The sequence below is a fragment of the Dyella sp. genome (assembly GCF_035685805.1).
GTDB lineage: Bacteria > Pseudomonadota > Gammaproteobacteria > Xanthomonadales > Rhodanobacteraceae > Dyella_A.
This window is the reverse complement of sequence record NZ_DASSAB010000033.1, coordinates 32,109-45,559: the sequence shown is the minus strand read 5'-3', so window position 1 is coordinate 45,559 and position 13,451 is coordinate 32,109. Positions and strand designations below refer to the sequence as shown.

Genomic DNA, 13,451 nt, shown 5'->3' with positions numbered 1-13,451 from the left:
GACCCGAGGTCTTGCTGCGTAGACCTAGAACGGCTTGGCCAGCACCAGGAAAATCACCGCGAGCAACACCAGTACCGGCAACTCGTTCAGCCAGCGCAGCGCCCTGGATGAGGGCAAGGTGCGCCCCTGCTCGCTGCCCTTGAGCAGCCGCCCGCATGCGATGAAATAGGCCAGCAACACCGCCACCAGCCCCAGCTTGGCGTCGATCCAGTGCATCCCCGCAGTGACATTGGGCAGGGCCGCCGGCCACACCCGCCAGCCCTGCCACAGTACGAGTCCGAATGCGAACGCGATGCCGAACATATTGTGGCCGAACTTGTACAGCCGCCGCCCCATCAGCTGCAGCCGCGCACGCACCGCCGCATCGCCCCCCGCCTCGGCCACGTTCACCAGGATGCGCGGCAGGTAGAACACCGTCGCCATCCACGCGATCACGAACAGAAGATGAAACGACTTGATCCAGAGGTAGGTCATGCGGGGGCCCAAGGAAGAGACTGCTCATTGTGGCGCAGCTGCGGTGCTGGAGCGAACACGGCGGCAGCGTGCCAGTAGAAAATCCGGTCCGCCTCGACCCGGCGGCCCATTTGTGCCTGACTGCGGTACGCACGCCGCAGCCCAATTTTGAGCGCATGACGCAGAATTGCTGCACCGCGGTTCCCTTATAGTGCCGGTTTGTCGCTCGTAGCTTGCGGGTACTACCCACCTCAACGGTAGTTGCCGGCAGGTTGCTGAGCGGACAACGCTGAGTGCAGGTTCGGGGAACCAGATTCATGCGCTGCTCAAACTTTACTCATCAATGCAACAGCGGCCGCTGCGCACCGCGCGGGCGGCGTCGTGGCGCATTGCTGGCCATGTTCGCCATGGGCCTGCAACCGGCCATGGCAGACGTGGGGCCGCAGGATCTCAGCCGCCTGTCCATCGAGGACCTGGGGAATGTGCTGGTGTCCTCGGTTGCCAAGCGCCCGCAGCCGCTCGCCACGGCACCTTCGTCGGTCTACGTCATCAGCCATGACGACATCATCCGCTCCGGCGCACGCAACCTGCCCGAGGCCCTGCGGCTGGCGCCCAACCTGGAGGTGTTCCGGACTAGCCCGAGCGACTACGTGATTGCTGCACGAGGCCTCAGCGGCAGTGACGCGGCGCAGAACTTCCCGAACAAGCTGCTGGTGCTGATCGATGGCCGCAGCGTGTACTCGCCGATTTTCTCGGGCATGTACTGGGATGACCAGTACGTGCTGCCGGAGAACGTCGAGCGCATCGAGGTCATCAGCGGCCCGGGCGGCGCGCTGTGGGGCGCCAACGCGGTCAACGGGGTAATCAACATCATTACCCGCGATGCTGCGACAACTACCGGCACGGTCATCACCGCCAGTGTCGGCAACCTGCAGCACAGCGCGGCGGTGCAGTACGGCGGCGCGCTTGGCGACAGCGCCCATTACCGGGTCTATGCGCGTGACCTGCACGTGGACGCTTTCGACGACCAGGCAGTCAATGACGCCCGCAACGGCAGCCATCAGCAGCAGGCCGGCGCCCGGCTGGACTGGGAGCTGGGTCCGGCGGACACCCTGATGGCGCAGGGCTACCTGCATCAAGGCCGCGAGGGGCAGTCTGGCACCACGGACCGGCGCAACGCCGGGGGCAGCGTGCTGGTGCGCTGGCGGCGCGCCAGCGAGGCCTCCAGCATTCAGTTGCAGGCCTACTATGACCACGTGCATCGCTGGGCCGATGCCAGCGGTGGCGGCTTCTACCTGGACACCGGCGACATCGAACTGCAGCAGGATCTTGCCGTCGCCGGCAAGCACAAGCTCACCTGGGGCATCGGCGACCGCATCTACCACTACAAGATCATCCCGCGCATCGGCATCGCCAACTCCCTTCTGTGGGACCCGGCCGTCAACACGCAGAACCTGGCGAATGCGTTCGTGCAGGACCAGGTTGCGCTGTCGCCGCACACCCAGTTGACGCTGGGGCTGAAGGCGGAGAACGACCCGTACTCGGGCGTCTCGCTGATGCCGAGTGTGCGAATGTCCTGGGCCGCCACCGGGCAGCAGTCGCTGTGGGCCGCCGCCTCGCGCGCCGTGCGTACGCCAACACCTTTCGACGAGGACGTTGTCGAACAGGTCGGTTCCCAGCCGTTCCTGGTCGGCAACCCGCATTTCCGGCGCGAAAAACTCACCGCCTTCGAAGCCGGCTGGCGGATGCAGTTCGCCACCCGCGCGACGCTGTCGCTGGCGAGCTTCTACCACGCGTACGACGACCTCAAGAGCATCGAATTCTCTCCCGCCGGCCTGCCGCTGCTGTGGGGAAATGGCATGGCCGGGCACAGTTACGGGGTGGAGGCCTGGGGCAGTTATGAGGTCAATGACTGGTGGCGACTGAGCGCCGGCATCACTGCGCAACGCCAGCGGTTCCATTTCAAGAGCGGCGCCAGCGGCTTGCTCGGTGTTTCCCAGGCCGGCAACGATCCGCGCCACTACGGTTTCATCCGCTCCAGCATGAATCTTTCCGATCGGTGGATGCTGGACGCCAACGTGCGTGAAGTCGCCGCCTTGCCCGAGCCCCACCTGCCTGGCTATGTGGAACTCGATGCGCGGCTGGCCTGGCGGGCCAGCGACACACTGGATGTCGCGCTGATCGGCACCAACCTGCTGCACGACTGGCATCAGGAGCGCGTGTCCGGCGATCGCATCGGCCGCAGCCTCTCGATCGACCTGCGTCTGAAACTCAAATGAGGACGCATGGCCACAGGACCACGGCTCCGGGGCGCGTGGCGCTGGCCCGGCGTGCTGCCTTGCGCCTTGGCCGGCGCCGCGGCATACCGGCCATGCTTGCCCTGCTGATGGCTCTGGCTTGCGTTGCTGCGCCCGCGCAGCCCGCCCCGCCTTCGCTTTCGCTGGAATACGCAGTCAAGGCCACCTATCTGTACAAGCTGGCGCCGTTTGTCGACTGGCCCGGCGGAACCCTGCCCACGCCGCAGGCACCTTTCGTGATCTGCGTGATCGGCGACGATCCGTTCCACGGCTACCTGCAAACCGCCGTGGCCAGCCAGACGTATGGAACACACCCGTTCGAGGTGCGTGAACTGGACACCGCGAGCAAGGCGGACGGCTGCCAGATCCTGTTCATCGGACAGGCGTCCCGCCAGCGCGTGGAGCAGATCCTCGCAGCAGTCAGCGGCAAGCCCGTGCTCACCGTGACCGACTCCGATATCGACGCGCCGGGATCGATCGTGCATTTCGTGCTGAGCGACGGGCGGGTGCGATTTCGGATCGATGCTGAGGCCGCTTCCCGCCACCAGCTGGCGATCAGCGCCAAGCTGATGGAACTTTCGATGGCGGCCAGGAGCGACTCGTGACCGCCGGGAGCACCAGGCAGCCGCTGGTGTCCAGGCCCGTGGTGGCGGTCATGGCCACCTTGATGCTGTTGGCAGCCGGCGCCCTCACCACGGCTTACCAGTACCACGCGAACCGGATCGAGCGCGGTCATCGGTTGACCGTACAGGCGAATATCCTGGCAGCCAGCGTGACCGCTGCGATCGCGTTCAATGACCGCGCAACCGCCCAGGAATACGTCAACGCATTGGAGCTCGACTCCCGACTCGAGGCTGCGGCGGTCTACGACCAGGCGCACCGGCGGGTGGCCGGGTTCCATCGGCCGGGAACGCTGCCCATCGACCCTGCGCTTATCGGCCGCGAAACGCTTCGGCCCGAGGCGGGCCTGGTGGAGGTGACGGCCCGACAAGGCAGTACGCTCGTGGGCTTCGTCTACCTGCGCAGCACCCGCGAATCACTGCTCGCGCAAGCGACGCGCTACAGCGGTGTCCTGCTGCTGACACTCATGGCGGCGCTGATGCTGACCGCGTTGGCTGTGGCCCAGCGCGCGCTCGCGCGCGCCAACGCCGCGCTGGGCGAGCGCGCCACCGAGTTGGCCGACGCCTACACCCGCCTCAGCGCCGAGATGGAGCAACGCGCGCGGACCGAAGAGGCCCTTCGGCAAAGCCAGAAGATGGAAGCCATCGGCCAACTCTCCGGTGGTGTCGCGCACGATTTCAACAACCTGCTGATGATCATCCGCGGCAGCCTCACCCGGCTCGAGCAGCGCCTGCAGCAGAGTCCCGCAACGATTGAGCGCCCGTTCCACGAGACGCTGGCGGCCGGGCATGACGAACCGCCGGCGCCTGGAGGAGAGGCGCCTGTTGTAGTCGCTCGCGGGAGCCGCGACCTCCAGCTAAGCCGTTACCTGGACATGGCCCACGAGGCGATCGATCGTGCTGCCGGCCTGGTCCAGCGGCTTCTGAGCTTCGCGCGCAAACAGCCCTTGTCGCCGAAACGGCTCAACCTGGACGACCTGATCCGCGGCATCCAGCCCTTGCTCGGCCACTCGCTGGGCTCGAACGTGAGTATCGACTTCCAGCTTCAATCCCGCTGGAGCGTGTTCTGCGACGCCAACCAGATGGAAAACGCGATCCTGAACCTGATCATCAATGCCCGCGACGCGATGCCCAGCGGCGGGCGCATCACCCTGCGAACAGAAGACATCACCGTGGATACCGGTCGGCGGGTCAACGAGGTTCCCGCCGGTGATCACGTGCACCTGCAGGTGACCGACACCGGCACGGGCATGAGCGATGACGTGCGCCGCAAGGCGTTCGATCCGTTTTTCACCACCAAACCGGTCGGCCAGGGTTCGGGCCTGGGGCTGAGCACCATCCTGGGCTACGTCGAGCAGTCCCACGGCGTGATCTGGATCGAAAGCCAGGCAGGCCACGGCACCACCCTGCACATCGTGCTGCCGCGAGACACTGTCGACCTCATCAGCGAGGAAGCGTGATGCCACCCCCCACTCCCGCGGCACCGTTCCGGCTCCTGCTGGTCGAAGACGAGGCCCTCCTGCGCGAGATTCTTTCGGAACTCCTGCGCGACGCCGGCTTTCTCGTGACCGAGGCGGCCCACGGAGCCGCCGCACTAGCGGTGCTCCAGTCCGATGCGCCGATCGATCTGCTGCTCAGCGATATCAAGCTGCCGGACATGGACGGCTATACGGTGGCCGAAGCGGGCAACGCCGCCCACCCGGGCCTGAAGGTGATCCTGATGACAGGTTACGCGCCCTCGCCGTTGCCCGCGACGCTGCAATCGGCGGTATACCGGGTGCTGCAGAAGCCGTTCCCGCTGGAAGAATTGTTGCGAATCCTCCGCTCAGCCGTCGGTGCATAACGGCCGAGGCCGGTTCAGCGGAAGGGTGCACCGGGCGGCACGTTGGACTCGAGGGGAGAATGAAAAAAGCCGGCGCACTGCGCCGGCTTTTGTTCAACTCTTGGTGGGCGGTACAAGGATCGAACTTGTGACCCCTACCATGTCAAGGTAGTGCTCTACCGCTGAGCTAACCGCCCAAGAGCCGCGAAGTATAGCCAAAGGGCAAAATGCGGCGCAAGGACCTTCGCACCGGCAAGAGCCCGCGCCCCCGCACTCAGCGAAGCGCCTGCTCGCGCAGCTTTCCGATCTGGTCGCGCAGGCGGGCGGCATCCTCGAACTCGAGGTTCTGGGCGTGCTTGTACATCTGGCTCTCGAGCTTCTTGATCGCTGCCGAAGCCTGGGCGGGGCTCATTGCGGCGTAATCGCCGCCCACCTCCGCCACCGCCTTCTCGCGCTCGCGGCCACCACGCTTGCCACCGCGCCCGCGCGCGCCGGCATCACTGCGGGCGCCTTCCATGATGTCGGCGATCCGCCGCACCACCGTCTGGGGCGTGATGCCCTGCGAGGCGTTCCAGGCGATCTGTTTCTCACGGCGCCGGGCGGTCTCCTCCATCGCTGCCTGCATCGAGCCGGTGATCTGGTCGGCGTAGAGAATGGCGCGGCCGCGCACGTTCCGCGCGGCGCGCCCGATCGTCTGGATCAGCGAGCCGGTGGATCGCAGGAAACCCTCCTTGTCGGCATCCAGGATCGCCACCAGCGAAACCTCGGGCATGTCCAGCCCCTCGCGCAGCAGGTTGATGCCCACCAGCACGTCGAACTCGCCCAGTCGCAGGTCGCGGATGATCTCGCTGCGCTCGACGGTCTCGATGTCCGAGTGCAGATAGCGCACCTTCACGTCGTGCTCGGACAGGTACTCGGTGAGATTCTCCGCCATGCGCTTGGTCAATGTGGTCACCAGCGTGCGGTCACCCTTGGCGATCTGCTTGTGGACCTCGCTCAGCAGGTCGTCGACCTGGGTGCGCACCGGGCGCACCTCCACCTCGGGATCGACCAGGCCGGTGGGTCGCACCACCAGTTCGACCACCGCATCGCCGGACTTCTTCAGCTCGTAGTCGCGCGGCGTGGCCGAGACGTAGATCGCCCGCGGCACGCGCTGCTCCCACTCCTCGAAGCGCAGTGGGCGGTTGTCCATGGCCGAGGGCAGCCGGAAACCGAACTCCACCAGCGTCTCCTTGCGCGACCGGTCGCCCTTGTACATGGCCCCCAGCTGCGGGACCGTCACGTGGGACTCGTCCACCACCAGCAGGCCGTCCGCCGGCAGGTAGTCGAACAGCGTCGGTGGCGGCTCGCCAGGCAGCCGCCGCGTGAGGTGCCGCGAGTAGTTCTCGATACCCTGGCAGTAGCCCACCTCGGCCATCATCTCGATGTCGAAACGGGTGCGCTGATCCAGCCGCTGGGCTTCGAGCAGCTTGCTGTTGGCGTACAGCTGGTCCAGCCGCTCCTTCAGCTCGACCTTCACCGTCTCGATCGCGTTGAGCACGCTCTCGCGGGTCGACGCGTAGTGCGTGCGCGGGTAGACCGTGTAGCGGGGCACCTTGCGGATCACCTCGCCGGTGAGCGGATCGAACAGCGCCATGTTCTCCACCTCACCATCGAAGAGCTCCACGCGCAGCGCCTCGGTTTCGGACTCTGCCGGGAAGACATCGATGATCTCGCCGCGCACCCGGTAGGTGCCGCGGCGCAGTTCCATCTCGTTGCGGGTGTATTGCAGCTCGGTCAGCTGGCGAATCAGCTGGCGCTGATCGATCCGCTCGCCCTTGGCCAGGATCAGCCGCAGCGAGAGATAGTCTTCCGGATTGCCCAGGCCATAAATGGCCGATACGGTGGCAACGATGATCGAATCCCGCCGCGACAGCAGCGCCTTGGTGGCAGCCAGGCGCATCTGCTCGATGTGCTCGTTGATCGACGCATCCTTCTCGATGAACGTGTCGGAGGCCACCACATAGGCCTCGGGCTGGTAGTAGTCGTAGTAACTGACGAAATACTCCACCGCGTTGTGCGGGAAAAACTCCTTGAACTCGCCATACAGCTGCGCCGCGAGCGTCTTGTTCGGCGCCATCACGATGGTCGGCCGCTGCACCTGCTGGATCACGTTGGCGATGGTGTAGGTCTTGCCCGAGCCGGTCACGCCGAGCAGCGTCTGTGCCGCCAGACCGGCCTCGAAGCCCTCGCTGAGGCGCTTGATGGCCTGTGGCTGGTCGCCGGCAGGCTGATAGGGAGAGACGAGTTCGAAGCGATCGGTCATGGCGGTTACATGCGGGCGCGGACCCGCATTTTAAATCGCAGCTGCTGACAGGGCGTGTCAGCAGCCACCCACGCGCGCGAGCTGCCTGCGTCCACTGCAGGCGAGGCCGGAGGGCGCCTACGATCAAAAGCGCCCTCGCAGGAGCAAAGGCATGCAAGACGGGAAAGGACACCGTTACCGTGGTCACCGCGCCCAGGCAGGCGTGACCCTCATCGAGCAGATCATGGCGCTGGCGGTGGTCGCCATCGTCGCCAGCATCGCCGCGCCCTCGCTGGGCGGCTTGATGGCGCGCAGCCGCCTGCAGTCGATGCAGACCGACTTCATCGCCGGTCTCAACCATGCACGCCTCACCGCCGTCACCCGCGGCGTTACCACCGTATTCTGCCCCACCGACGACGGGCAACAATGCAACGGGAGCAACGTCTGGAGCGGCGGCTGGCTGGTCGGCGAAGACCGCGATGCCGATGGCCAGCCGGATGGCCGGCCATTGTATGCAGGCTCATCGATGGCGAAGCACGTCGTCGTGCGCAGTGGCACCGGCCGCTACCGGGTGCGGTTTCACGCCGACGGCACCGCGCCAGGAAGCAACCTCACCATCACGCTGTGCTCCCCGGACAACCGCCAGCCGCCACTGAATGTGGTGGTGTCCAACGCCGGGCGTATCCGCGGCGCCCCGGCGTCAGGGCCGCAGGCAGCTGCGTGCCGTGGGGCCGGATGAACCATTGCCTCGCGCCAAACAAAAAAGCCGGCATCTCTGCCGGCTTTTTTGTTGCATGTGGCGCCCGAAGTTGGACTCGAACCAACGACCCCCTGATTAACAGTCAAGTGCTCTAACCAGCTGAGCTATTCGGGCGGGAGCTGCGTAGTTTGTCGAGGGAGGAACGGGCTGTCAAGACACGGCCAGCCTCATCAACGCTCAGGCCGAACGCACGCGATAGCAAGGTTCATAGGCCGTGCCGCCAGGCAGCTTCATGCGGTGCTGCGAAACAAATGCCTGCAGCAGTTCGTCCAGCGAACGCATGATGTCTGCCTCGCCGTCGATATCGAACGGGCCGTGCTGCTCGATGGCCCGTACGCCCTCTTCCTTCACATTGCCGGCGACGATGCCCGAGAACGCCCGACGCAGGTCGGCGGCCAGTTCGTGCCGCGGCCGATCCCGATGAATGGCCAGCGCCCGCATCGCCTCATGGGTGGGACGGAACGGCATCTGGAAGGCAAAGGGAATGCTCAGCGCCCAGTTGAAGAAGAACGCATCCTTGTTGTCCAGGCGATGGTTGCGCACCTTGTCCACGCCCTTGACCATCGCCCGAGCCACCGCCGCCGGATCGTCCACGATGATCTGGTAATGCTGGGCCACATCCTCGCCCAGCGTCAGCCGCAGGAAGCGATCGATCTGCTCGAAATACGCGGCGGACTGACGCGGCCCGGTAAAGATTAGCGGGAACGGCACGCCTGCGTTGTCCGGGTGAAGAAGGATGCCGAGCAGATAGAGGATTTCCTCCGCCGTGCCCACGCCACCGGGGAACACGATGATGCCGTGCCCCATCCGCACGAACGCCTCCAGGCGCTTCTCGATGTCCGGCATGATCACCAGCTGGTTGACGATCGGGTTCGGCGACTCGGCCGCGATGATGCCCGGCTCGGTGATGCCGATGTAACGGTTGTTGCGCCGACGCTGCTTGGCGTGGGCGATGGTGGCACCCTTCATCGGGCCCTTCATGGCGCCCGGGCCGCAGCCCGTGCAGATGTCCATGCCGCGCAGGCCGAGCTGGTAGCCGACCTGCTTGGTGTATTCGTACTCGTCGCGCGAGATCGAGTGACCACCCCAGCACACCACCAGGTTCGGGTCGATCTGCGGCTTGAGGATGCGCGCGTTGCGCAGGATCTCGAACACCGCATGGGTGAGACCCACGGTGTCGTCGAGGTCGAAACCGCCCTGCTCCAGCTGGGTCGACACGTAGACGATGTCGCGCACCACCGCCACCAGCAGCTCGTTGATGCCACGGATGATCTGGCCGTCGACGAACGCCTGCGCCGGCGCGTGGGTCAGCTCGATCTTGATGCCGCGATCCTGCTGCAGCACCTGGATATCGAAGTGCGGGTACAGCTCGAACATCGAACGCGGGTCGTCGCTCATGCTGCCCGAGGTCAGCACCGCCAGCGCACAGCGGCGCAACAGGGCGTGCATGCCCGAACCGCTGGCATCGCGCAGCCGCGCCACTTCGTTGCGCGAAAGAATGTCCAGGCCACCGGCGGGCGAAATGCGCGCGCTGACGGTGGTTGCCTTGCCGGCGGCGCCGGCGTGAATCTCGTTCATCCGCAAACTCTCCTGCCGCTGACGGCCCACTGCCTCATGCAGCGCCGTGGCGGACCGCCAAGCATCCCCCGCACTCATGTCACGGTCAAGGCAATAAAAAACCGGCGCCCTCGCGGGCGCCGGCTGAGTTGCAGCAAGATCCGATCAGAGGATCAGAAGGTGTACCGCACGGTGAGCTGCACGGCCCAGCGCTGGGCGAGATCGCTCGGATAGGTCGAGGTAGGCACCTGCTCCGGGCTGTAGTTGCCGTTGTCATCGAGGTAACGGCTGCCCGTGATGTCGTAGACGTACTTGCCATCCTGGGTGCCGTAGAAATCGGCCAGCGCCCGGTAACCAGGGAAGTTGGCGCGCTTCTCGATGCCCCAGTGCTTGTTCAGCAGGTTGGTGAAGTTGTAGACGTCGAGCTTGATCTGGCCCTTGTTCCCTTTGAAGATGCCCGGGATCTCCTGGCTGAAGCTCAGGTCGATCTGGTTCAGCCAGCCCGCGCGGTCACCGTTGCGGCCGGCCGCGCCGCCCTGATGGTTCTTCAGGTAATCGTTCTTGCTGATGAAGCTGTAGAACTGCTGGATGAGCTTCTCGTCGGTGCCGTTCTTGAAGACCACATCGCCCTGGTTGGGGATGTAGACCAGGTCGTTGGTGAACCCATCGCCATTGGCGTCGTTGCCGAACGTCCAGCTGTACGGCGAAGCGCTGTGCCCGTCATAGAAGATGCTGGCGCTGGTTGCGTAGTTGCCGAAGAAGCGGTGCTGCCAGTTCAGGCCGGCAATCACGCGACGCGGGATCGACGAATTGGACGGGCTGGCGACGTTCTCGTTCGGGTTGACCACGTAGTTGTTGACGTAGTTGGAGCGCGCCACGCTGCTGGTTCCCGGGTTGACCTCGGTCGAACGGCTCCAGGTGAAGCCGACCATGCCCGACCAATCGGTCGAGAACGGCTTCTTCAACGACAGCGCGAGGCTGTCGGCACTGCCGCGGCTGGTGTTGGCAAGGTTGACCATGGAATCGGAGAACGCCGGGTTCGCCAGATAGCGCGATGTCGTCGAACGCGGGTCGACAGTCGGGTCCTGGGCGTAGCTGAAGCGACCGTCCGGCAGCACGCCGGTGGGCGCGCCCAGGTTCAGGTTCTGGTACCAGATCGCGTCGCGGACCTTGATGTGCTCGTAGTCGGCGGTGGCGATCAGGCCCCACCACGGCAGTTCCTTGTCGAAGCCCAGGCTGAACTTCCACACGCTCGGCAGGCGGAAGCCCGGCTCGATCGTGTTGACGGTCTGCTGGCCGGAGCCGGCCTGACCGTCGTTCTGGTTGTGCGCATCCGGGCTGAAAGCAGGCAGATCATCGCTGCAACCGTTCTGGGTCGGACCACAGTTGTACTGCGTCTGGGTGGCGCCCGAGTTGGAATAGATGTTGCCGATCCACACGCCCGGCGGGTTGGAGATGAACAGGCCGGCACCACCGCGCAACTGGGTCAGCAGCTCGGTGTCGAAGGCGTAGTTGAACGACATGCGCGGCTGCACCACACGGTTGCCGTTGATGGTGGTCTGGTTGGTGCGCCCGAAGCCGCCGGTTGCCTTGCCCGTCACCGGATCAACCCCCGGAGCCGCAGCGAACGCCGGGTTGTACTGCGGCTTGTCGCTCACCAGCGGAATGTCGACACGCACGCCGTACTGCACCGACAAATTGTTGGTGACCTGCCAGGTGTCCTGCAGGAACACGCCCCACTGCTTCAGCTCGAAGTTCGCAGCAACGTCATCCAGGTTGCCGCTGGTCGGACGGTTGTAGCGGTACTGGTAGTACGAGCCACGCGCGAAATTCTCCAGCCCGGTGTACTTCTCACCGGTAGCCGGGTTGATGTCGTCAGAGCCCTCGAACGTGTAGCTGCCGAAGTAGTTCTGCAGGAACAGGTTGTAGGTGGTGTCGCGCTCGTAGTCGAAGCCGCCCTTGAGGGTGTGGTCACCTGCGTAATAGGTGCCCGCCCACGCTGCATTCAGCGTCTTCACGTCCAGCACGTTGGCCTGGTACGAGTAGTTGGTGCCGAACTCGACCGCGGAATCCCTGTAGGTCAGCGGGTAGACCGTGATATCGGGCAGATCGCCGCCGGTCACCGGGCTGCTGCCCTTGTGGAACTTGGCGTACGAGATGGTGGTATCGGTGGAGAAGTTCTCCGACCAGTCATCGTAGAAATGCAGCGCGTAGCTGGTGTTCTTGGTCTCGGAGTTGTACCAGCCGCTGGAGAGCACCAGCTTGGAGCTGCTGCCGGGGATGGTCGGCTTGCTCTCGTTGGTCCGGCTGTAGGTGAAGCTGGCGCGGTGGTTGTCGGTGATGTTCCAGTCGATCTTGCCGAGATAGCGCTTGTCTTCGAGGTCGGTGCTGCCACCGCCGTACGTGCCGATGTTGGTGATGCCGTACTGGGCGGCGATATCGCGCACCTGCTCCACCTGCTCCGGGGTCAGACCCTTCACGGTAACGCTGGCACCGGTGCCTTCCGGACCATACGAACTGCCCGCACCGATCTGCTTGCTCTTTTCCGCCGAGAGGAAGAAGAACAGCTTGTCCTTGACGATCGGACCACCGACCGTTGCGCCACCGGTCCACTGACGATCGAAACCGTTGAACTTCGCGTCGTCCTCGTTCTTGCCAATCATGTTCTGGTTCTGGAACACGTAGTAGACAGAACCGTGGAAATCGTTGGTGCCGCTCTTGGTCACCGCATTGACGATCGCGCCCACGCCGCGGCGGGTAGCAACGTCATAGTTGGCGGTGGAAATGTTGTATTCCTCGATCGTGTCCTGCGAGATCGGGGTAGCCAGGGTCGGCAGGCCGTTCGCGTTCAGGCCGAAGGGGTCGTTCGCGCTGACCGAATCCACCGTGATGTTGTTGTAGCGGCTGTTCTGGCCGACGGCCGAAAACGAACCGGCGGCGCGGTCGGTGACGACGATGCGCGGATCGAGTCGGACAATGTTCTGGATCGAGCGATCCGGCGTCGGCATGGCTTCGATCTCGCGCGCCGACACGTTGGTCGACAGGCCCTTGTTGTCGGGGCTGAAGGTCTGCGCCAGAGCGCTGGCGGACACGGTGACGCCGCCGAGCTCGGTTGCCTGCTGGGCGCTGGCCGGGCTCATCGTGATGTTGATCGCCGACTCCTGGCCGAGCTGCAGGTAGACGTTGTCCTGGTCGGCTTCGGTGCCGTCCTTGCTGACCTTGACGTCGAACGGGCCGCCCACGCGCAGGCCCTGCGCCACGTAGCGACCGCTGGCGTCAGTGGTAACCACCTTGGTGGTGCCCGACGGCTCGTGCACGATCTGAACCGTGGCATTTGCCACCGGCTGGCCACTGGCATCAAGCACACGGCCACTGATCGACGAGGAGGTGTCCTGCGCCATCGCAGGTGCCGACACGGCCAGCAACGAGGCGATGGCAAACGGCAGGACTTTGGAGCGAATTCGACTGTTCATTACGGTATCGACCCTTGGGTTCGCAACGGAAATCGGTTTCAGGAACGCAAACGGCTCACGGCCCAGCGGATGCCAGGCGGCAGTGGAAGGTGCGTTCCCCGGTTTTGGTGTGACGCGTGTGTCGGACGAGCAGCTCGCGGTGGTCCACCCACCTGCCAACTAATTGTTAAACCGACTTTAACGAT

The 13,451-nt window shown here is 64.8% G+C and carries 9 protein-coding genes, 2 tRNA genes and 1 pseudogene; 6 read left to right on the top strand and 6 right to left on the bottom strand.

Translation table 11 applies throughout. From position 1 onward, the window contains the following. Positions 1-24: 24 nt before the first annotated feature. Positions 25-474, bottom strand: coding sequence for a CopD family protein (locus VFG40_RS07870; RefSeq protein WP_324896680.1), 450 nt, complete (start codon positions 472-474; stop codon positions 25-27). A gap of 377 nt (positions 475-851) precedes the next feature. Here VFG40_RS07870 and VFG40_RS07865 point away from each other — a divergent pair, with 377 nt between their 5' ends. From VFG40_RS07865 to VFG40_RS07850, 5 genes and pseudogenes are all read left to right on the top strand, one after another. Continuing rightward, the gene (locus VFG40_RS07865) at positions 852-2,732 is read left to right on the top strand and encodes a TOL_0244 family TonB-dependent receptor (protein WP_324896678.1); all 1,881 of its coding nucleotides are present in this window, start codon (positions 852-854) and stop codon (positions 2,730-2,732) included. A gap of 92 nt (positions 2,733-2,824) precedes the next feature. Beyond that, the gene (locus VFG40_RS07860) at positions 2,825-3,355 is read left to right on the top strand and encodes a TOL_0243 family YfiR-like periplasmic protein (RefSeq protein WP_324896676.1); all 531 of its coding nucleotides are present in this window, start codon (positions 2,825-2,827) and stop codon (positions 3,353-3,355) included. Between the two features lie 50 nt (positions 3,356-3,405). Then, a pseudogene (locus VFG40_RS17835) lies at positions 3,406-3,669 on the top strand (CHASE sensor domain-containing protein); the annotation flags it as partial. A gap of 393 nt (positions 3,670-4,062) precedes the next feature. After that, complete coding sequence (locus VFG40_RS17830; protein WP_414649269.1) at positions 4,063-4,830, top strand: sensor histidine kinase; 768 nt, start codon at positions 4,063-4,065, stop codon at positions 4,828-4,830. Then, positions 4,830-5,213 carry a response regulator gene (locus VFG40_RS07850; RefSeq protein ID WP_324896672.1) on the top strand — a complete coding sequence of 128 codons (384 nt, stop codon included), beginning with the start codon at positions 4,830-4,832 and terminating at the stop codon, positions 5,211-5,213. The genes VFG40_RS17830 and VFG40_RS07850 overlap by 1 nt, the downstream gene beginning before the upstream one ends. A 101-nt stretch (positions 5,214-5,314) precedes the next feature. On the opposite strand, the gene VFG40_RS07845 is transcribed toward VFG40_RS07850, so the two are convergent. Continuing rightward, positions 5,315-5,389: transfer RNA gene (locus VFG40_RS07845), tRNA-Val, on the bottom strand. Between the two features lie 77 nt (positions 5,390-5,466). After that, positions 5,467-7,497: an excinuclease ABC subunit UvrB gene (gene uvrB / locus VFG40_RS07840; protein WP_324896670.1), complete on the bottom strand. Its 2,031-nt coding sequence runs from the start codon at positions 7,495-7,497 to the stop codon at positions 5,467-5,469. A 151-nt stretch (positions 7,498-7,648) separates the two neighbouring features. Here uvrB and VFG40_RS07835 point away from each other — a divergent pair, with 151 nt between their 5' ends. Next, positions 7,649-8,215 (top strand): GspH/FimT family pseudopilin, encoded by a 567-nt coding sequence (locus VFG40_RS07835; RefSeq protein ID WP_324896668.1) that lies wholly within the window; start codon positions 7,649-7,651, stop codon positions 8,213-8,215. Between the two features lie 58 nt (positions 8,216-8,273). Here VFG40_RS07835 and VFG40_RS07830 read toward each other — a convergent pair. The 3 genes from VFG40_RS07830 to VFG40_RS07820 all read right to left on the bottom strand — a co-directional run bounded on the left by VFG40_RS07830 (position 8,274) and on the right by VFG40_RS07820 (position 13,266). Next, a tRNA-Asn gene (locus VFG40_RS07830) sits at positions 8,274-8,350 on the bottom strand. A gap of 63 nt (positions 8,351-8,413) precedes the next feature. Continuing rightward, complete coding sequence (gene ppnN, locus VFG40_RS07825; protein WP_324896666.1) at positions 8,414-9,814, bottom strand: nucleotide 5'-monophosphate nucleosidase PpnN; 1,401 nt, start codon at positions 9,812-9,814, stop codon at positions 8,414-8,416. A gap of 152 nt (positions 9,815-9,966) precedes the next feature. Next, complete coding sequence (locus VFG40_RS07820; RefSeq protein ID WP_324896664.1) at positions 9,967-13,266, bottom strand: TonB-dependent receptor; 3,300 nt, start codon at positions 13,264-13,266, stop codon at positions 9,967-9,969. Between the last annotated feature and the right edge of the window lie 185 nt (positions 13,267-13,451).